19 protein-coding genes and 1 pseudogene are annotated in these 17,421 nt (G+C 64.8%); 3 read left to right on the forward strand and 17 right to left on the reverse strand.

The window, feature by feature from the left end; genetic code table 11:
* Nucleotides 1-644 precede the first annotated feature (644 nt).
* The gene (locus ACIBHX_RS29930; RefSeq protein WP_397070643.1) at nucleotides 645-905 is read left to right on the forward strand and encodes a hypothetical protein; all 261 of its coding nucleotides are present in this window, start codon (nucleotides 645-647) and stop codon (nucleotides 903-905) included.
* A 205-nt stretch (nucleotides 906-1,110) separates the two neighbouring features.
* On the opposite strand, the gene ACIBHX_RS29935 is transcribed toward ACIBHX_RS29930, so the two are convergent.
* From ACIBHX_RS29935 to ACIBHX_RS29980, 10 genes are all read right to left on the reverse strand, one after another.
* Nucleotides 1,111-1,989, reverse strand: coding sequence for a carbohydrate ABC transporter permease (locus ACIBHX_RS29935; RefSeq protein WP_397070644.1), 879 nt, complete (start codon nucleotides 1,987-1,989; stop codon nucleotides 1,111-1,113).
* On the reverse strand, nucleotides 1,989-2,465 hold the full coding sequence (locus tag ACIBHX_RS29940) for a carbohydrate ABC transporter permease (protein ID WP_397070645.1): 477 nt from the start codon (nucleotides 2,463-2,465) through the stop codon (nucleotides 1,989-1,991). The genes ACIBHX_RS29935 and ACIBHX_RS29940 overlap by 1 nt, the downstream gene beginning before the upstream one ends.
* Before the next feature lie 5 nt (nucleotides 2,466-2,470).
* Nucleotides 2,471-2,971, reverse strand: coding sequence for a carbohydrate ABC transporter permease (locus ACIBHX_RS29945; RefSeq protein ID WP_397070646.1), 501 nt, complete (start codon nucleotides 2,969-2,971; stop codon nucleotides 2,471-2,473).
* 2 nt (nucleotides 2,972-2,973) lie between these two features.
* On the reverse strand, nucleotides 2,974-3,693 hold the full coding sequence (locus tag ACIBHX_RS29950) for an extracellular solute-binding protein (RefSeq protein WP_397070647.1): 720 nt from the start codon (nucleotides 3,691-3,693) through the stop codon (nucleotides 2,974-2,976).
* A gap of 231 nt (nucleotides 3,694-3,924) precedes the next feature.
* Entirely contained in the window at nucleotides 3,925-4,128 is a 204-nt protein-coding gene (locus ACIBHX_RS29955; protein WP_397070648.1) for a hypothetical protein, read from the reverse strand.
* Nucleotides 4,129-4,708: 580 nt separating this feature from the next.
* Nucleotides 4,709-5,098: an integrase core domain-containing protein gene (locus tag ACIBHX_RS29960; RefSeq protein WP_397070649.1), complete on the reverse strand. Its 390-nt coding sequence runs from the start codon at nucleotides 5,096-5,098 to the stop codon at nucleotides 4,709-4,711.
* Nucleotides 5,085-5,318 carry a hypothetical protein gene (locus tag ACIBHX_RS29965; RefSeq protein WP_397070650.1) on the reverse strand — a complete coding sequence of 78 codons (234 nt, stop codon included), beginning with the start codon at nucleotides 5,316-5,318 and terminating at the stop codon, nucleotides 5,085-5,087. The genes ACIBHX_RS29960 and ACIBHX_RS29965 overlap by 14 nt, the downstream gene beginning before the upstream one ends.
* Before the next feature lie 403 nt (nucleotides 5,319-5,721).
* Nucleotides 5,722-6,456, reverse strand: coding sequence for an iron-sulfur cluster assembly protein (locus tag ACIBHX_RS29970; protein ID WP_397070651.1), 735 nt, complete (start codon nucleotides 6,454-6,456; stop codon nucleotides 5,722-5,724).
* Complete coding sequence (locus tag ACIBHX_RS29975) at nucleotides 6,453-7,493, reverse strand: amidohydrolase family protein (RefSeq protein ID WP_397070652.1); 1,041 nt, start codon at nucleotides 7,491-7,493, stop codon at nucleotides 6,453-6,455. The genes ACIBHX_RS29970 and ACIBHX_RS29975 overlap by 4 nt, the downstream gene beginning before the upstream one ends.
* 1 nt (nucleotide 7,494) lies before the next feature.
* The gene (locus ACIBHX_RS29980; protein ID WP_397070653.1) at nucleotides 7,495-8,490 is read right to left on the reverse strand and encodes an NAD(P)-dependent alcohol dehydrogenase; all 996 of its coding nucleotides are present in this window, start codon (nucleotides 8,488-8,490) and stop codon (nucleotides 7,495-7,497) included.
* 335 nt (nucleotides 8,491-8,825) lie between these two features.
* On the opposite strand from ACIBHX_RS29980, the gene ACIBHX_RS29985 reads away from it, so the two are divergent.
* Nucleotides 8,826-9,269: a hypothetical protein gene (locus ACIBHX_RS29985; RefSeq protein ID WP_397070654.1), complete on the forward strand. Its 444-nt coding sequence runs from the start codon at nucleotides 8,826-8,828 to the stop codon at nucleotides 9,267-9,269.
* Between the two features lie 139 nt (nucleotides 9,270-9,408).
* Here ACIBHX_RS29985 and mltG read toward each other — a convergent pair whose 3' ends face one another.
* The 5 genes from mltG to ACIBHX_RS30010 all read right to left on the reverse strand — a co-directional run bounded on the left by mltG (nucleotide 9,409) and on the right by ACIBHX_RS30010 (nucleotide 15,014).
* Nucleotides 9,409-10,359, reverse strand: a complete 951-nt coding sequence (mltG, locus tag ACIBHX_RS29990) for an endolytic transglycosylase MltG (protein ID WP_397070655.1) — start codon at nucleotides 10,357-10,359, stop codon at nucleotides 9,409-9,411.
* Nucleotides 10,356-10,868 carry a SigE family RNA polymerase sigma factor gene (locus ACIBHX_RS29995; RefSeq protein ID WP_397070656.1) on the reverse strand — a complete coding sequence of 171 codons (513 nt, stop codon included), beginning with the start codon at nucleotides 10,866-10,868 and terminating at the stop codon, nucleotides 10,356-10,358. The genes mltG and ACIBHX_RS29995 overlap by 4 nt, the downstream gene beginning before the upstream one ends.
* Nucleotides 10,869-11,323: 455 nt before the next feature.
* Nucleotides 11,324-11,500 (reverse strand): hypothetical protein, encoded by a 177-nt coding sequence (locus ACIBHX_RS30000; protein WP_397070657.1) that lies wholly within the window; start codon nucleotides 11,498-11,500, stop codon nucleotides 11,324-11,326.
* 1,144 nt (nucleotides 11,501-12,644) lie between these two features.
* On the reverse strand, nucleotides 12,645-14,279 hold the full coding sequence (locus tag ACIBHX_RS30005) for a serine/threonine protein kinase (protein WP_397070658.1): 1,635 nt from the start codon (nucleotides 14,277-14,279) through the stop codon (nucleotides 12,645-12,647).
* 330 nt (nucleotides 14,280-14,609) lie between these two features.
* On the reverse strand, nucleotides 14,610-15,014 hold the full coding sequence (locus tag ACIBHX_RS30010; RefSeq protein ID WP_397070659.1) for an integrase core domain-containing protein: 405 nt from the start codon (nucleotides 15,012-15,014) through the stop codon (nucleotides 14,610-14,612).
* A 527-nt stretch (nucleotides 15,015-15,541) separates the two neighbouring features.
* On the opposite strand from ACIBHX_RS30010, the pseudogene ACIBHX_RS30015 reads away from it, so the two are divergent.
* A pseudogene (locus tag ACIBHX_RS30015) lies at nucleotides 15,542-15,682 on the forward strand (RICIN domain-containing protein); the annotation flags it as partial.
* A 77-nt stretch (nucleotides 15,683-15,759) separates the two neighbouring features.
* Here ACIBHX_RS30015 and ACIBHX_RS30020 read toward each other — a convergent pair.
* On the reverse strand, nucleotides 15,760-16,575 hold the full coding sequence (locus ACIBHX_RS30020; protein ID WP_397070660.1) for a FadR/GntR family transcriptional regulator: 816 nt from the start codon (nucleotides 16,573-16,575) through the stop codon (nucleotides 15,760-15,762).
* Nucleotides 16,565-17,419: a fumarylacetoacetate hydrolase family protein gene (locus ACIBHX_RS30025; RefSeq protein WP_397070661.1), complete on the reverse strand. Its 855-nt coding sequence runs from the start codon at nucleotides 17,417-17,419 to the stop codon at nucleotides 16,565-16,567. Before ACIBHX_RS30025 ends, ACIBHX_RS30020 begins: the two co-directional genes overlap by 11 nt.
* Nucleotides 17,420-17,421: the final 2 nt, after the last annotated feature.

Consider the following 17,421-nt stretch of genomic DNA (forward strand, 5'->3'; position numbering starts at 1 on the left):
TCTCGCGCGTGGCGAGGAGCCTGAGCCGACACGTCACCGCCACGGCGTCTTGCATGACGATCATGATCCTCTGCGGCGGACCGCAACCCACCTTTCGCGAGGGTAGCGCTGCTGGAGCCGGTCGCCTGGCGTACGCCTCCGCTGTCACGCACACGGCGATCAAGATCGCTCGGAGCTCTGACTTCGTGGCAGGAATGCCCGTAGTGCTCCGGGCTCATCGACCTGACCGGTGCGAACGCGTGAGCCCCGCCCGCTCTAGCGCCCAGCAGGACGCGGGAGGAGACTGGACTGTATGAGCGGTGGGCAGCTCCCGCCAGCCAACCAGCGCCGGTGGATGCATCCTGGCGCCGACACATCGTGCGGCGCACCATATCGGCGGCTGCTGGCTGCCATCGGCGGGATTCTGCCGATGGCGGTTCCCGGCCCCGGCGGGATCCTGCAACTGCGCCGAGTGGCCCGTCACACAGTGGCTGAATGATCGTCACTGACCCATTGGCCGCGGGGCGCGACAGCCGTACGTGAAGATCGCCCAACTGAGGGCGCAAACAGAACAACGGGTCGGCAGGGCAGTCATGGAGGAAATCTGCCCAGGTCCTCCATACTGGGCACGTACCCCCTTCCGATTCTGGTGAGGGGAGCCGACCGTGTCCGACAACGTCATGCTGGTCATTCGATTTCACCCGTTGGGCGGCGAGGACTTCTCCGTGGTCAGCCAGGATTTCGATAGTGAGCCCGAGGCGATGACGGCGATCGCCCGCGCGCTGGACGAGCGGCGCAGCCTGGTGTTGAACCATGCGAGGTACGACCGTGAGGCCGACATGAACGGCGTGGTCGTCAACCTGGCCAACGTGGTGTCGGTGCGCCTGTCGAAGACAGATAGCGCCGAGGCAGGCCAGTACCTGTAAGCGAAAGCGCGCTGGCTCATGGCTGCGCCTGCCGGAAATTCTGTCCACGCAGCTCACGCAGCATGCTGGTATTCGTGGAGGAATCCGCCGAGCCGGTCTCGTCGACGTACATTGATGACTTGACACGTATCGCGGCGCGGCTTCTGATAAGCCGCTTCACTGGGTTCTCCAATCCGTGCGGTGGGTGGGAACTGCGTGCGCTGCGTTACTTGACCGAGCCTGCGGTGAGACCGCCCACCAGGTGCCGCTCAATGGACACGAAGAGGATCACGACCGGGATGACCGCGACGATCGAAGCGGCGAACAGCTGGTCCCAGTGCTGCTCGTAGCCGGTGACGTAAGAGCTGATCCCGACGGTCAGAGGTTTCTTGGCGTCGTCCTGGATCAGGGTCAGAGCCACGACGTACTCGTTCCAGGCCGCGATGAACGTGAAGATCACCGCGGTCACCAGGCCAGGCCGGATCAGGGGCAGGATCACCCGTCGAAGAGTTCCGGGCCTGCTGCAGCCGTCAAGCTCGGCGGCCTCCTCCACCTCCCGTGGCACGGAGGCGATGAAGCCGTGCAGGATCCAGACGGCGAACGCCAGGTTGAACCCCGCGTTCGTCAAGATGATCGCCGCGTACGTGTTCACGAGACCCACGTCGAAGAACTCGCGGTATATGCCCACCACCAGTGACGTCGGCGAGAACATCTGGGTGACCAGGACAAGGAACAGGAACGCGGTCCGGCCGGGGAATCTGAACCGCGCCGTGAAGTAGGCCGCCGGTACGGCGACGGCGATCACGATGACGGTCGACGCCGCCGCGACCAGCACGGAAGTCTTCAACCAGTTCAGGTAGCGGTCATCGGACAACACGGTGCCGAATGTCGACCACTGCCAGGTGCGCGGCAGAACCGTTGCGGGCGAGGCGACGACTTCGCTGGAGGGCCGCAGCGCGTCCAGCAGCATGATGAGATACGGGCCCAGGAACCCGAAAGCCACGGCCGCCCCGCCGGCGGGAAGGACGAAGCGGCGAGCACGGCGCCACCGGGAGTTGCGGCCGCGGTCATGGAGGATGCGGGCCATGGACGGAGCGGAGGACATCAGATCTCCTTCCATTTGACGCTTCGCAGGTAGACCAGCACCACGATCAGGATGAGCGCGACATTGAGAACGCCGGCCGCGGCGGACATGCCGATGCTGTGTTCGGAGCTCTTGAAGGCGAGCTTGTACATGAAGGTGATGGACGTGTCATGGGCGAAGCCCGGGTTCCGGTCGTTGAGCGTGTACACGATCGGGAAGGAGTTGAAGACGTAGATGATGTTCAGCACACTCGCCACCAGGAGTGCGGGTCGAAGCAGCGGCAGCGTCACATGCCAGCAAGTCCTCCACTTCCCGGCCCCGTCGATCCGGGCGGCCTCGTACACATCCGCGGGGATGGCCGACAGGCCGGCCAGCAGGACGTAGGCGGTGAACGGCAGCGAGACGAACACTCCGACCGCGATCATCGAGGGCGTCGTCCACGAGTCGTCGGCCAGGAAGTCGATCGGCTTGTCGATGATGTGTGCGGCTGTCAGCAAGCTGTTCAGAACACCGTGGTAGTAGTCGAGGACCAGAGTGACAGGCGTGCGGTGACGATCAGGGATGTCGCCCACGGCACGATGACCGCCCAACGCACCGCTTTACGACCGAAGAACTCCTTCGACAGGAACTGCGCGAGACCGAGGCTGATGACGATCGTGACGGCGACGACCGCGAACACCCAGATCGCGGTGTTCGCTATGACGGTTGCGAACGCCGGATGATGCGACACCTGGGTGAAGTTGGCTGCGCCGACCGACCCGCGACGCAGGCCGGTGAGCGAGTAGTCGCCGGTGGAGGCTTTGACCAATTCCACGGCCGGATAGATGACCACCCCGGTGATGAGGGCGATCGCAGGTCCTAGCCACAGCAGCGCTGTACGCAGCGGGACGTTGTCGCGGCGGAAGCCGGCGCGGCGGGGCGATCGGGCCACGCCGGGTGCGGCGGTCCGCGCCGCACCCGGCGAGGCCTTCGCGGCGGGGCGCATCTCGAGCTGTGCGGCCAACGTCAGCCGCCGGCTTCGGCGGTCTGCTGCAGCTGGTCCAGGACCGCCTTCGGGTCCCCGTTCGCCTCCACCGCCGCACCGAGGTTCTGCTGCACCGCGGTGAGGGTCTTGTCCCACATCGGGTCCTGGTTCGGCGTCAGGATGATGTTGGGCAGCGTGTCCAGGTACACCTTGAGGGCCGCTTCAGATTTGAAGACTTCCAGGCCCGACTTGGTGACCGGCAGGAAGCCCTCGGACTTGATCCAGGTGTTGACCTGGTCGGGCTGGTAGTAGAGCTCGTAGAAGTCCTTCACGGCTTGCTGGTTGCCGGGCTTCTTGAAGGCTTCCAGGTAGTCGGTCACGCCGTAGGTGCGTGGGGCCGAGCCGTGCGCGGTGGGCATCGGCGCGATGCCGTAATCGACGCTCTTGTCCTTGTCCAACTGTGCGGACAGCGGTCCGAATCCCACGACCATTCCGGCCTTGCCGCTGGTGAACAAGGGGAACGCGCCGTCGGTGCGGTTGGTCTTGCCAGGGTTGTTCTGGGTGACCTTGTCCTCAACCGACAGCTTCTTCAGGAACTGCAGTGCCTTGACGTTGGCGTCGGAGTTGATGCTCCATTTGCCAGAGGCATCCTTCCAGTTGCCCCCGTTGTTGAACGCCCACATGGAGAACTCAGCCTGTGCCTCCTCGGGGCCGAGGGGCTCGGCGTAGCCGACGACCGCTTCACTCCGCGCTCCAGACACGACGAAGGGCCCCGGTGTGCGCCGGGACCCTCCATACCCAACACTTGCCCAAGTCGGGCTACTGCGCGGCGAGCGCGTGGGGGCAGATAATGGTCCACCTGCCTTGAGCTGGAGTTGTTCCCATGTTGATCATCTTCGTCTGAGCGAGCGCTCAACAAAGTTCGAGCAGATGCTCGGATCGTTGCGTCGCCACAGCTCAAGACATGGCGTTGAGTTTGGAGCATTACAGCATCAGGCGACCTTCCGGAAGACGACGTGAGCGCGGTAGCGACCCTCACGCTCCTCGTCCGACTCGGCTTCAGCGCTGATGACGTCCAGCTCGGCGCCAGGTCCGAAGAATTGGAGGGCCTGCGTCACGGCCTTCTCTCTGATCTCGTCCAGTGTTGCTTCGCTCACGGTGACGCGCAGTGTTAGCGGGAACGATCTCACGCTCATTGGTGATCTTCTTCCGCAGAGGAGTACTCGCGTCTGAGCATAACGCGGAAACGTAACCTGAATTGTGTTCTACTCTAAGTGATCATGACCATTGAGGCACAATGCTCCGATCCGCCTGGAGCGCTTCAGAACTCACCACATAGAGCTTGACCTGCAGGTTTCGTCGAGTGGCCGAATCGGCCATCGGACCCGCCGGTCAAGGACGTGTGATTACTCGGTGGTTGCTCGCGTGTATGCGGTACGGCATGGCAGGCACCGTCACGTTCAGACATGTTGGGCCGGGCAATGGCGGGCAAGCCAGCAGGAAATGGCACAGTATGGCAGCGAGCGGCACGGATCAAGGAAACCCATAATCCGTGGGTCGTGGGTTCAAGTCCCACCCGCCCTACTCTCCAACACCGCGTTCGACCTGGGGTTCCTCGGTTCTCGCCAGCCTCTGATCGTGCTGTTGATCATGATTGGTTGCTCTTGTGTACGGACCGTGTATCGCGGTAGATCATTTAGGCGGCCATCGTCAGTTCAGACCTGTACCGCGTCAAAATTCATCACATCGGGCTTGGCCTGGGAGTTCCCTGTAGTGCTACGCGGCTCGGTGATATTCATTGATTAACCCGCCGAGCATCCTCCGGCGTTCGATCCGCCCTTCCAACGCTACGACGATCCGCTCGTCGTGATCGGGTGGCTGCTGCGAGCGGGACTGGTGCGGCCGATGGCCGTTGTAGTGATCGGCATACTCGGTCAGAACCGACCACAGATGCCGTCCCCCGTAGATCAGCATGTGGTCGGTGCACTCGGCCCGTACGGTGCGCACCCACTGCTCGGCGTAGCAGTTCGCCTGCGGTGTGCGCGGCGGGATCTTCACCACCGTCGTACCCTCGCCGGCGAAGACTTCGTCGAACGCCCCAGTGAACTTGGTGTCCCTATCGCGGATGAGGAAGCGGAACGAGCCGATCCGCTCACCGAGCTCCATGAGCGTTGCGGGCCTGCTGGGCCGTACAGGCACCGGTGGGGTTGGCGGTCACACCGAGGATGTTCACACACCGGGTGGCCACTTCCATGACGAAAAGCACGTACAGGCGCTTCAAGGAGATCGTGTCGACGTGGAAGAAGTCGACGGCCAGCAGCCCTTGCGCCTGGGCGCACAGGAACGTTCGCCAGGAGGTGTCGGCGTCTCGGGGGAGCCGGGCCAAAGCACCGGCTCCGAAGGATCCGCCGGACGGTCGCTTCGCTGACCTGATAGCCGAGCCGGATGAGCTCACCGTGCACCCGGCGGTATCCCCAGCGCGCGCGACGTGGCGATCTGGCTAACGGCAGTCGAAGCCCTCTGCACCCGCACAGTCGATGCCCTCCCCACCGACGAGGAGAAGATCTACTTCGTGTCGATGGACAAGCGGGCATTCGGCGACGGCACTCTCCTCCCGGAGCCGGCCGCTGACCTGGGCCCGGCAGCGGACCGGTTCGTCAGCCGAGGGGGCCGGTCACGGCGCGAGCGCCGCGCAGGGCATCGCATGGCGACAAGCAGTCAAGATCTTCTCGCCGGGACTGTCCAGCAGGGGGTAGGCGGAGACCGATGATGTGGTGCTGGGTCAGCGGTCAGGTCGGACGGCCCGTCGGAGGTACGGCAGGCGGAGCAGCCGAACAGGATGACGAGTCGCGCCCCGCCGCTTCGGAGTAGCGCGTATGGAGCAGCCCACGGCAGAAGTCGGCGTTGCCCTCGATGCTGACCCGCACGGCACGGGCGAAGCGCAGCCGCAGCGCGGCCTCCTCGGCGGGGATCGGTTCGCCGCACTGGTCGAGAAGCAGCGGCGACTGCGGCGAGCAATCCAGCCCGAGCTCGGCCCGGCGGCGAAGCAGCCCGGCTAGCTCTGGGGACTCCGGGACGTCGCCCAGCCGCAGCCGCGCAGGCTGCAAGCCTTCGGCGGTCAACCGGGTGCCCAGCCGGTCGAGGCTCGCCAGGTAGGCCTTGCGCCGGAACGTCAGGCGCAGCTCGTCAAGCTCTCCGCGAGCCTCGCCGGGGAAGGACCCGGTGAACCTCGCGCCTTCCGCGACACCCGCGTTGATCTCGTGGGCCGCGAAGTGGTCCTCAAGCCGGATGTCCACCGAAACCACACCGGGTATCGCCCGTACGGCGTCGCAGGCGTCGGCGACCATCAGGTAGGCGAAGTTCGGCGCGCAAAAGTACGTCGGCAGGCGGAGCCGTACCGAAACGTGACCCTCATGAACCTCCACCTCGCTGACGAACCCGAGCTCGGTGATCGGCTCATCCAGCTCAGGATCTCGCACGGTCGCCAGCGCGTCCCAAATGCCGCTGTCGGAAGGCACAGTCATGCCGGCGCCTTCGGCCCGGATGCGACGGGCTCGCCGCTGCCTGCGTGGGCGTCCACGACGTCCAGCTCGGGCGGCACCGGGATGTCGTAGAGCCGGGCGGCGTTGAGACCCAGGATCTTCTTCTTCACCTCAGTGGTGAGCTCGCCGTACTCCCCGCGCATGTCTTCGGGGATCTGGAAGTCCACGAAGCGTTCGATGAGCCACTTGGGCGTCCAGATCGCGTAGTCGCTGGCGAAGGTGATCCGGTTCTCGTCGAGCCAGTACAGCAGTTCGCCGATCACCTGCGCGAAGTAGCGCGGCCTGGTGTGAATGAACGGCATCACCACGGCGAGCCCGCCGTAGACGTTGGGCTCCTGCGTGGCGATCCAGCAGAAGTCCTCCAGCCTGGGCAGTCCGCAGTGCTCGACGATGAACGTCAACTCCGGGAACTCGCTCGCGACCTCGTCCACATCGGCCACGTCGAACGCATCCAGATTGAGCGGGTAGATCGTCGGCCCCTTGTGGACGTGAATATTACGGATGCCGAGTTCCTGGCATTTCTCGAGGTACCGGTAGGACCACGGGTCGGTCAGTTTCCAGCCCTTCGAAGCGCCCTTCCATTCGGCGGTGTAGAGCTTGACCCCCTTGAGATTCCAGCGCTTCGCCAGCGCCTCGAGCCTGTCGAGTCCCGCCTCACCGTCGCGCGGATCCCACGACCCGTTCACGATGAACTTGTCTGGATACTTCTCCGCTAGCACCCCGTCCTGCTCGGTGGTGTTGAAGCCGTCCACGAAGAAATCGGTGAGGTAGGTCGGCAGGAAGATGGCCTTGTCCACATAGCCGACCTCGAAGACGTCGTGCAGGATCCGTTCCTCGCTCTGCTGCCAGAATTCCTCCAGCGGCCAGACCTCCGACGCCGGAGAGAGATTGCGGTGGTAGTCGTAGAAGCAGTTGATGAAACCCTCGCCATAGCGGTTCGCCTGATTTGACGGCCTGCCGTCCCAGAAATGGATGTGCCCGTCGACGACGAAGTACCTCTGGCCATCCTTTTCGTACATCTCAGCTCCTCATCGGTACGAGAATTCCCCGGCCTTGCAGGCGCCCGCTGTCCAGGTCGTCCATTGCCTCGTTAACGGCTTCGAGGGGATATTTCCTGGTGTGCAGGTGTACTTTCCCCTGCGCGGCAAGGGCCATCAGCTCGTCCAGATCGTTGTAGGAACCGACAAGGTTGCCGATCACGTTGATCTCTGTGGAGATGATGTCGATGGTGGGGATCTCGATACGGCCTCCATAGCCGATCACGAAGTACGAGCCCGCCCGGCGCAGCATCGCCACACCCTCGGCTTCGGTGCCTCCCTCGCCGACGAAGTCGAGTACCACATGCGCGCCGCGCCCGCCGGTGAGGTCGGCAACCGCGCGGAGCTGGCTGCCATCGGCCGGCACGGTATGCGTGGCGCCCCACCCCTTGGAGAGCTCGAGCGCCGCCGGCGACCGGTCGACGACGATGATCTCGGCCGACGTCATGGCGGTCAGGCACTGCACGCCGATATGGCCCAGTCCGCCAGCGCCGATCACCACGACCTGCGTGCCCGGGTAGAGCAGCGGCAGCGCCTTGCGTACCGCGTGGTAGGCGGTCAGGCCCGCGTCGGCCAGCGCGGCAACGTCCGCAGGCTCCAGGGAAGGATCCAGCTTGACCACGGACCGGGCGTTGGTGAGGAGGAGCTCGGCCATGCCGCCATCGGTGTTGATACCGGGGAACTTCGAACTGGCGCAGTGCACATCGTCGCCCGCGCGGCACGCCCGGCACAAGCCGCAGGTGGCGACCGGGTGCAGGATGACCGCGTCGCCGGGCTGGACGCCTGTCACGGCCGCGCCGACATCCCGTACCCAGCCGGAATTCTCATGCCCGATCGTGTACGGCAAGGCCACGCCGGACTTCTCCGCCCACTGACCTTCGACGATGTGCAGGTCCGTACGGCACAACCCGGCCCCGCCGATCTCGACCAGCACATCCAGCGGCCCGCTGACCTTGGGGTCCGGGATCTCCTCGACCACCGGGCGGTTGTTGTACTCGTGGAGTCGTACGGCTTGCATCGCCACCCCTGACCAACGAAAGGCTGTAATTCGATCGTTGGAGGGTCGCCGGTTGCGGTCAATGGCCGAGATTCCACAGAGCCGGAATTTTGCCCGATATTTCACGATGCTGGAATTCGGGGCGGCACGCGCCACACGCGGCGGGCGGCAGCGGGTATAAAGGCCAGGTCAGGCGAACACTCGCACTCTCAACGCAGTGCCACGGCATCGCCATGGCTACACCTCTATAGGGCGCTGCACATCGGGGCGAGAGCCAAGAGGTGGACGACCCCGGCCGCGCGTTAGACCCTGGCGCCATGTTCGGCAGCGAGGAGTTCTACGGGACAGCCGCCCAGGTCCTCCCCACGCTTCTGGTGGCGATCGCCGTGGAGGGCGGCCTGCTACTGCAGAAGCGGCCCCGCGGGTTGTACTCCGATGTACAGCGCGCGGCCGAGTTCGAGGTCCCCGGGCGGACCCTCCTCCGTAAGCTCGCCAACCTCCCGTACATGACCACGATCGCAGCGGTGAGCGTCGGGTTCATCCTCGGCGAGGTCGCCGCCATGACGATCCTCTTCTGGGAGGGGCCTACCTGGCTTTCGGTGGTGGCCGCACCCGTGGTGTGGCTGTGCCTGCTCATCATGATCGTCGGAGTGGTCGCGATCCCCGTCGCGCGGATCGCTGACATGATGATCCAGGAGGCCGCCGAAGAATATGAGCGGCAGCACAAGGACGACGATGAGTACCCGCCCCTGGAAGTCTGACCGCCGCGACCCTGCGCGGGTCGGGTACGTGGAGCGCGACGGATGCAGCGACAGCCGCGCAGACCGAGCGTCGTCGCGACCCGATGGAGGTACGAGGAGAGGGCGATCGGTGAACCGAGGACTGCGGCGCGCCACTCCATCACCCGTTCCTGCGGTTCTTGTTGTATTCCTCGACCAGCTTGAAGAACTCGGATTCTGAGTCGGCGAACTTCGTGAAGCGCTTCTCCGGATCGGTCGTCACGAAGTACAGCCAGGGCCCAGCGGCCGGCTTCAGGGCAGCTTCGATGGCGTCGGCGCCCGGGTTGCCGATGGGGCCGGGCGGCAGGCCGAGGCGCGCGTAGGTGTTGTACCGCGACCGGCTCTTGAGATCCTCGTGCGAGGCCTTGATAGCGAACTTGTTCAGGCCGTACAGGATCGTGCTGTCCAACTGCAGCTTCATCTCAGGCGTGTGGTTCAGCCGGTTGTAGATGACCCGCGCGATCTTGGGCATGTCGCGCTTGTTGGGCGACTCGGCCTGGAGGATGCTGGCGATGGTCAGGATCTCCAGTGGCGTACGGCCGACACGCCTGGCGCCGTCGACCAGGTTGCTGTCCTCGGCGGCGCGGTTGAAGCGTGTCACCATCGCGGCGAGGATCTCGTCGGGGCTCGATGTGGGCGAGATCTCATACGTCGCGGGGAAGGCGAATCCTTCCAGCGCGCCCTTGGCGTAGGCGGGAAGGCCGAGCGCCCCACCGTCCTTGGCTGCCCGCTCGAACTCCTCCAGCGGCTTGCCGGTGGAGGTCGACAGATCCTTCAAGACCTGGGAGATCCGCCATCCTTCGTTCACCGTTACGGTGATCCGGGTCTCCGCACGCGTTTCGCCGGAGCCCTGCCCGGTGAGAACGCCGGGGGCCGCCGTCCGCGAGGACAAGCCCTGGACCGCGAGCATGGATCCGGCCACCAGCACGGCGACGGCTGCCGCCGCCGCCAACGCGAGGCCGCGGCGACGGGATCGGCTCTCGTTGACGTGGAGGAAACGGCCAGGCGGGGGCGGCTGCTCCTCATGGGCCATGTCGGAAAGAGTCTCGCGCAGCAGATCCTCGATGTTCATCCGAACTCCCTCACCGTGCTCAGTTCAGGCGCCGCCTTCTTCAGACGCTCCAACGACCGGTAAATCTGGCTACGGACCGACCCCACCCTGAGGCCGAGCAGCCGGGCGATCTCGGTCTCGGACAGGTCTTCGAAGTAGCGGAGCACGAGCATGGTCCGCTGCCGGGGTGTCAACCGGGCGAGAGCCGTACGCATCACCACGCGAAGGTCCACCATCTCGGCGTGCCCCCCGCCAATCTGGTCGGGCAGCCATCCGGTGGGCACTTCCGCAACGCGGGAACGGCGCCGCCACCAGCTCACCTGCTCGTGGTACATGACACGGCGGACGTAACCCTCGATGGCTGCCGGGTCGCGCAGGCCGCGCCACTTCACCGCTGTCTTCGCCAACGCCGACTGCACCAAGTCCTCAGCGGCGTCTCGATCACCTGTCAGCAAGTACGCGGTACGGAACAGCGCATCTGATCGATCGATGACGAACTCCCGAAAGTCCGCCTCAAACCCTGGATCCACCCGTCCTCCTCGCAATGTCACCAAGCAAGGACGCGGACACGGCGTCGATCTATGCCAGCATGGCCGAACTGATCTGCATCAAGGGCTGCATGCCGTGGCCTGCATCATCCACCTGCGCCGCTTGCGGGCCTCAGCCTGAAACAATTTGGCGAAGGGCGCGGAGCGAGTTCTCGACGAGGACGCGGTTCTGGATCGGTGCTGCCCTCCCGATCGCCTGATGGTGGCTGATCTCCGCTCAGGGCCAGGGGCGATCGACGGCCCGGAACTTCGTTCCTCAGTCCCGCCCCACCGGATAAGGCGGGGAACCGGGGTCCTCCTGACGGCACTGGGGACGCCAGGATCGACCAAAGGCTTGAGCTCGTGGGACGGTTTTCAGAATTCTGGGACAAGACTCATGCCGTTGCGGATCAACTCCGTTACAGCGGTTTCCATGTGACCACGTGTGACTCGCTCGATCACGAGCGAAGGAATGTCACCAGGCGCTCGAAGCTATCGCTCCAATTGATGTTGCCGTTGCGCAGCGCCTCATCTCGGAGCTTCTCGACGGCTCGGAGGAGCTCACACTTGGACAGTGTCGGCCTGGCCGCGGCGAGGTACGTACCGCTGCCATATCTGGCGAGCGTCAGCGGCATACTGCGGGTCCATGGCGGTCACCGTACAACCATGCCTCCGGCGGGGGGCCTCAGGCTCCGAGATGATCGCGATGAGCCGAAGATAGTCAGTGGCTGGGGTGGGCCTGATCGTCCCGTCGCGACGATCAGACGGGGAGCGTGCGGGTCGCGTCCAAGGGGGCATGCGTGTCTGGCAAACGAATCAGAATTCGGCATGCCAGGATGCCGTGTATGCCAAATTCGGTAGGCGAGTACTCGGTTGGGTGGATGACGCTGAGTTTAATCAACGCCGGTTTAGCGCAAGGCAAGGGAAGGAGCGGCCTCAACTGGTGGCTTCTCTCGCTACTCCTTGGACCGATCGCAACCTTCCTGATCGTGTTCCTTGATCCACTTAAGTGACCTCGCCCGGCAAGAGATCACCCCTCAGTTGCAACCCTCCGTCGCAGTTCAAGGTCGTTTCACGCCGTTTAAGCAGGACCACGCATAGCCTCTGGCATGCATTGAACTACTCGGAACAGACCAAGATCGAGCTTTTAATCCGTAGGTTCCGGGTTCGAGCCCCGGGCGCCCTACCACTCCACACCCCTTCCGACCTGGGATTTCTCGATTCTCGACTCCCTTCTGAGAGGCGAAGATGGCCGAGTCGGTGCTCGGAAAGTGCTCTTCGGCACGCGTCCGGCATGGCGACAGCATGGCGGCGGTCTAGCGCGCGGGCGGCCGTAGGCTGCCCGAACCCGGCAGGCAAAGTCAGACCCGCCAGAAGCCCATCGGAAGGGTGCGGCGAACGGACTGGCGGGCAGGCTGCTCCCAGCTTGATCGCAGGCCCGTCCAAGCACTGACAAAGCGGATCCTGGATCCCGGCCTCGGTGAGGACGAGGTTCTGCCGGGCGGTCGACTGCTGGTCGGCCGAGACCCGCTTGTAGACCAGGTTCGCCATCTCGGGCCCTTCCGTACGGAGGATCGGACCCTATTTGTCGTCAAACCCTGTCATCAAACACCATCGGATCTGATCGGATCGGCGCCGCCCTGAGGCCCCGGAATGTCCGGGTTCATTGGCCGCGCGCGATGGCTGTCGTCATTCGATCGTTTGACGACAGGCACGGGGCGGCAGCCGGAACAGAGGGTGCCGGTATGAACGCTGTCAGGAGCCGCAAAAACGTAGCCCTCAAGACAACAGTTTCTTGATCCGTCCGCGCGTACGCTGGAACGCGTACGCCATCAGGCCGTTGGCCAGTATCATCAGCCAACCCCCGGGCATGAATACGGAACGGATCTCATATGCGGGGTTGTCATCCTCGATCGAGATGCCGGCAGTCATCGGAAGTATGAACAAGGCGAAGAACGCGAAGATGACGATCCAGCACCAGTAGATCGCGTGTGCGATCTCGCTGACGCGCTTGGCTTCGGGGTTTTTGGAGAGAGTCAGCAGGAACAGTGCGCAGGCGACTAGCGTGAGAGCCGTGCCGAAGATCCCGACCGGAGCCAATTGCCAGTTCGATTCCACTCCTGAGACGCCGATAGGGATCTGCGGCATCCATGGATCATGCAGGTGGAAGAAGACTGTCACGTGCGCCACTTGATTGCCGGAGGATTTGTCCGTCCAGTGCTCGGACATAATCGGCAGGAAGGCCGCCCAAATGAGCGCCCCAGCTGCAGCGAGGATAAGTGTCATGTGGGCGGCGATGATTCCACCCACTCTGGCAGGACGGGAGCGCGTCGGTGCCTGTACCGTCCGCTTCGGGGAGCCCAGCACCTCAGTAGGAGCCGACGAAGTGGTGTTTTGGTCCTGCGAGACCCTCACTTCGTCGCCCCCGTCGAGGCCGGACCGATCACTGGTTGCTGTACTGGGCGCGCTTGGACCATGGAGGGCTATGGCGCGCAGGGCAGCGGTGCGCTGCTGTATCGACTCGCGGGCGCCGGTGATACCCATCCACGCGCCCGGTCTGAGCGCGTCACCCAGCTCTTGCTCGCACCAAGCCTGCACCTGCTGCGGAGTCGGACGCCGCTCGGGGTCCTTGTTCAGGCAGGCGGTGATCAGGCGGCGCAGAGGCGAGGCGAGGCGGGACAGGTCAGGGTGATCGGCGACGACGCGGTGGACAACAGCCCACTCGTTCTCGGCGGCGAACGCCTCGCTGGCGGTGGCGAGGAAGTACAGCGTGGAGCCGAGGGCGAACATGTCCGAGGCCGGCCCGACGGTGCGGCCCATGGCCTGCTCGGGAGACATAAACAGCGGGGTGCCGACGCGGGTGGAATGGCTGCTGTATGTCACCGACTGCGTCAAGGATTTGACGATTCCGAAGTCGATGACCTTCACGCCGGTTTCGTCCAGCAGGATGTTTCCGGGTTTCAGGTCCCGGTGTACCACGTTGGCGGCGTGGATGTCGCCAAGGGCGTGCGTGATACCGAAGGCCAGCAGCATCACCTGACCGGTCGGCAAAGGCCCATGATTGACCACCAGGTCCCGGAGGGATGGCCCGGCTACATACGTGGTAGCCAGCCACGGCCGATCGTCGTTCGGGTCGGCGTCCAGCAAAGGCGCGAGGTGGGCGCCGCGTACCTTCTGCGCGGTGCGGACCTCTTGCGTGAACCGCCGTACGAACTGGGCATCCTGGGCAAACTCCGAGCGGATGACTTTCACCGCCGCCGGCTGCCCGCCAGGGGAGAGGGCGAGGAACACCTGCCCCATGCCGCCTTCACCCAGCCGCGCCACCAGCCGGAAATCCCCGAGAGTCTTCGGATCCTGCGCATGCATCGCTGGAAATAAAAATGCCGTTCCCGACATGAAGCGCTTCTCCTTCACCTCGTGCAACTTCGGGCGGCTCGCCCATCGGCCCTCCGTGAGGAGGATGGTGCGCGTCGTGACGTGGTGCCCGCAGCGTACGTTGGACACCACGGCGCTGAACACCCCCCGGGCAACGTCACGCTGGGGCCGTGGCTGCCTCGCTTTGCGGGGGTGCGCGGCCCAGGCACCGCCGCCCGTAGGGACAGGTCCAGATCGAGGTGGCTGTTCATGTCCAGCTCGAACCGGCCATACGGATTGACGTGGGTCCAGAACAGTGGCGACAGCGCCCGCCGGTCGGCGTCGGTGAGTTTGTCCGCCCTGCGGGTGCCGATTAATCATCCGGGCAGGTCAAGCCGCACGTTGGTATTCCCTGAGGACACCGCCGAGTCGATCACGTCGGCGGATATCGAGGCGGGTGATCCCGGTTTGGATGGTGTCCGGCTCAGGGAGCGGTCGGAGCGGGGCTGCCTGTCCCAGAGTTCGGTGTGGTCGGTGTTGGTTGTAGAACATCTCGAACTCACGCAGGGCATAGAGAAGATGACGCTGGTTCCAGATCAAGGTGCGGTCCAGCAGCTCGCGTCGACACGTCTGGATCCAGCGCTCCATGATCGAGTTCATCCGCGGCATGCGGATGCCGGTAGTGACGACCTGGATGGCGGCGTCGGCTGGCACGGCGTCGAAGGCCTCGGTGAATTTGGCGTCCCGGTCGCGGAGGAGGAATCTGGCCGTGGTGCCCGCCTCTTGCAGGTCCATGAGGAGGTTGCGGCCGAGTTGGGTGACCCACTGACCGGTGGGGTGCGCGGTGAGGCCGAGGATGTGGATGCGGCGGGTGGCGTGCTCGATGACGGCGAAAACCTAGAGCCGCGCCTCGGTCAGGGTGCGGACCTCGAAGAAGTCGCACGCCAGGAGCGCAGGCCTGGCCGTACAGGAAGTCGGCCCAGGTGGTGTGAGCGCGTTCAGGCGACGGGGTAATGCCGTGCTCGTTCAAGATCTCCCACACGGTGGAGGCGGCGACTTTGATACCGAGCACGGCCAACCGCTGCAAGACCATCAACTGATGCCGCAGCACCAGAATCTCGATCTCCTTGTCACGATCTCTAACCGGCAGCAGCCGCATGAACGAGAACGTGTTCGTCACGGCGAGGTAGGCCAAGCGCAGCAGCACGATAGATCATCACGCCGTTCCTCAGGCGACCTCCGCGCCGCCAGACTCGAAGCGCATGACCGCCCGTTGCCCCCTGTGACCTGCACGGACGAATTTTCGGCACCCGCAGTACTACGGCATCATCGACAAGCACAGCAGCATGGCCCTGACCGTCTACAGCGGCATGGGCGAAGACGGTACTCCTATCCAGATCTGGGACTGGGCCGGCTCGCCCCACCAGACGTGGCAGATCCGCCCCATCGGCGATGACAACTGAGCTCGTCTTACGGCTCTGTCGCAGAATCTGCGGCAGAGCCGGTCTCCTGCGGGCGCCGGCGGCTGATCGTGTGGCCTTCAGGTGACTTTCTTGATTTGATGGCCGGCGTCTCGGAGAAGGTCGGCGAGTCGCGGGAATTGGCGGGCTCGCCGTTCGAGGATTTCCCCGAGGGGGCGGTCCAGGTCGGTGCCGTAGTGCTGTTCGGCGATGGTCAGGTGATCAGCCATGGCTGTGATGGCGGCCTCGCGGTCGCGGTCGAGTATGGCGGTGAGGATCACTTCGTGCTGTGGGACGCCGAGGCGGTTGACGAGGCGGTCGGTGAGGCTGCGCAGGACGATGCCTCGGACCAGGGCCCGGATGGAGCCGAACATGATGTTCAGGACCGGGTTGGCAGCCGCGATGATGATCGACTCGTGGAAGGCGACGTCCAGGACCGCGGCGGCTGAGGGGTCGCGGGCCTGTTCCTGCAGGGCGCTGAGCAGTTCGGCCATGCGGGCCGCATCGTCGGGGGTGTGGTTGTCGGTGGCCAGGGCGACAGCCTGGCATTCCAGCATGCGCCGGGCGACGATGAGGTGGCGTGCGGTGACGATGCCCTCGCGGGCGAGCAGGTCGAGTGAGGCTTCTCCTGAGGTAGGCCGCAGGGAGCGTACGAAGGTGCCGCGGCCGGGGGTGATGGACAGGAAGCCGCGGGTTTGGAGGTCGCGGAGGGCTTCTCGCAGAATCGGTCGGCTGACGCCGAATTCCTCGGCGAGTGCCCGTTCCCCAGGAAGCCGGGAGCCGACGGGCCAGCGCCCCGAGATCAGCCGGCTTTCCAGGGAGCTGAGCAGTTGCTCGCCGGAGGGGCGGGGGTCGCCGTCGTCCTCTCCGATCAGGGCCGTGGTATCACCGGTCATACCGCGATCCTTGCACGCTCTGCCGTAGGGTGCCCACATCCTGGATGTCGATCGTGATCTCGTCGCCGGGCTGGAGGGAGAGTTCGAGCGGTGGCACGATCCCGGTCCCGGTGGACAGGATGACCCCGTCGGGAAAGGGCTGTGCGCGGAACAGCCAGCTCAGCAGCGTCTGCGGGTCGCGTCGTAGCTGCCGGGTACTGGAGGAGCCGGCGAAGTGCGTCTGACCGGCTCTGCTGATCTCCAGTGAGATCGCCAGGTCGGCAGGGGTGGCGAGCTCCCACCAGGGCCGGATTCCATGAGCGATCCCGCAGCTTCCCTCGAATATCTTGGCCTGGGGGAGATAGAGCGGATTGTCGGCCTCGATGGTCCGGGCGGTCATGTCGTTGCAAACGGTGGCGCCCACGATTTCGCCGTAGCGGTTGGCGACGACGGCGAACTCGGGTTCGGGAATGCAGGATCGGGTGTCGGCCCTGATCCCGATCGGCTCGCCGTTGGTCGTCACCCGCCAGGCGGGGGACTTGAAGAACAGTTCGGGCCGGTCGGCATCGTAGATCGAGTCATACACGGTGGTCTGGCCGCTTTCCTCGACGCGAGCGTCGCGGGAGCGCTCGTAGGTGACTCCCGCCGCCCAGACCTCCATCCGCCCGTCGATCGGCGCGAGCATCCGGGCCGCCGCCAGTGGGATCTCAGCGTCCGCCGCCGCGAGCAGTTTTCTGATCTCTTCCAGTGGCTTGGCCAGCAGCTCGGAGAGTCCGCCGGGCTGTGGCAGGCTCGCGATCTTGTCGCCGCGCAGGATCCCGACCTGGGCAGGTCCCCCGTCCCGGCTGAAACGTACGATCTGCATCG

Source organism: Nonomuraea sp. NPDC050536 (assembly GCF_044457685.1).
Lineage (GTDB): Bacteria > Actinomycetota > Actinomycetes > Streptosporangiales > Streptosporangiaceae > Nonomuraea.

Bases quoted from the DNA above. Each gene is read 5' to 3' on its own strand.
- mltG (WP_397070655.1), bottom strand. From the start codon at position 10,359: ATGAACATCGAGGATCTGCTGCGCGAGACTCTTTCCGACATGGCCCAT.
- ACIBHX_RS29935 (WP_397070644.1), bottom strand. From the start codon at position 1,989: ATGTCCTCCGCTCCGTCCATGGCCCGCATCCTCCATGACCGCGGCCGC.
- ACIBHX_RS29985 (WP_397070654.1), top strand. From the start codon at position 8,826: ATGTTCGGCAGCGAGGAGTTCTACGGGACAGCCGCCCAGGTCCTCCCC.
- ACIBHX_RS30000 (WP_397070657.1), bottom strand. From the start codon at position 11,500: ATGCCGCTGACGCTCGCCAGATATGGCAGCGGTACGTACCTCGCCGCG.
- ACIBHX_RS30025 (WP_397070661.1), bottom strand. From the start codon at position 17,419: ATGCAGATCGTACGTTTCAGCCGGGACGGGGGACCTGCCCAGGTCGGG.
- ACIBHX_RS29955 (WP_397070648.1), bottom strand. From the start codon at position 4,128: ATGAGCGTGAGATCGTTCCCGCTAACACTGCGCGTCACCGTGAGCGAA.
- ACIBHX_RS30020 (WP_397070660.1), bottom strand. From the start codon at position 16,575: ATGACCGGTGATACCACGGCCCTGATCGGAGAGGACGACGGCGACCCC.
- ACIBHX_RS29970 (WP_397070651.1), bottom strand. From the start codon at position 6,456: ATGACTGTGCCTTCCGACAGCGGCATTTGGGACGCGCTGGCGACCGTG.
- ACIBHX_RS29975 (WP_397070652.1), bottom strand. From the start codon at position 7,493: ATGTACGAAAAGGATGGCCAGAGGTACTTCGTCGTCGACGGGCACATC.
- ACIBHX_RS30010 (WP_397070659.1), bottom strand. From the start codon at position 15,014: ATGGACCTGCAAGAGGCGGGCACCACGGCCAGATTCCTCCTCCGCGAC.
- ACIBHX_RS29960 (WP_397070649.1), bottom strand. From the start codon at position 5,098: ATGGAGCTCGGTGAGCGGATCGGCTCGTTCCGCTTCCTCATCCGCGAT.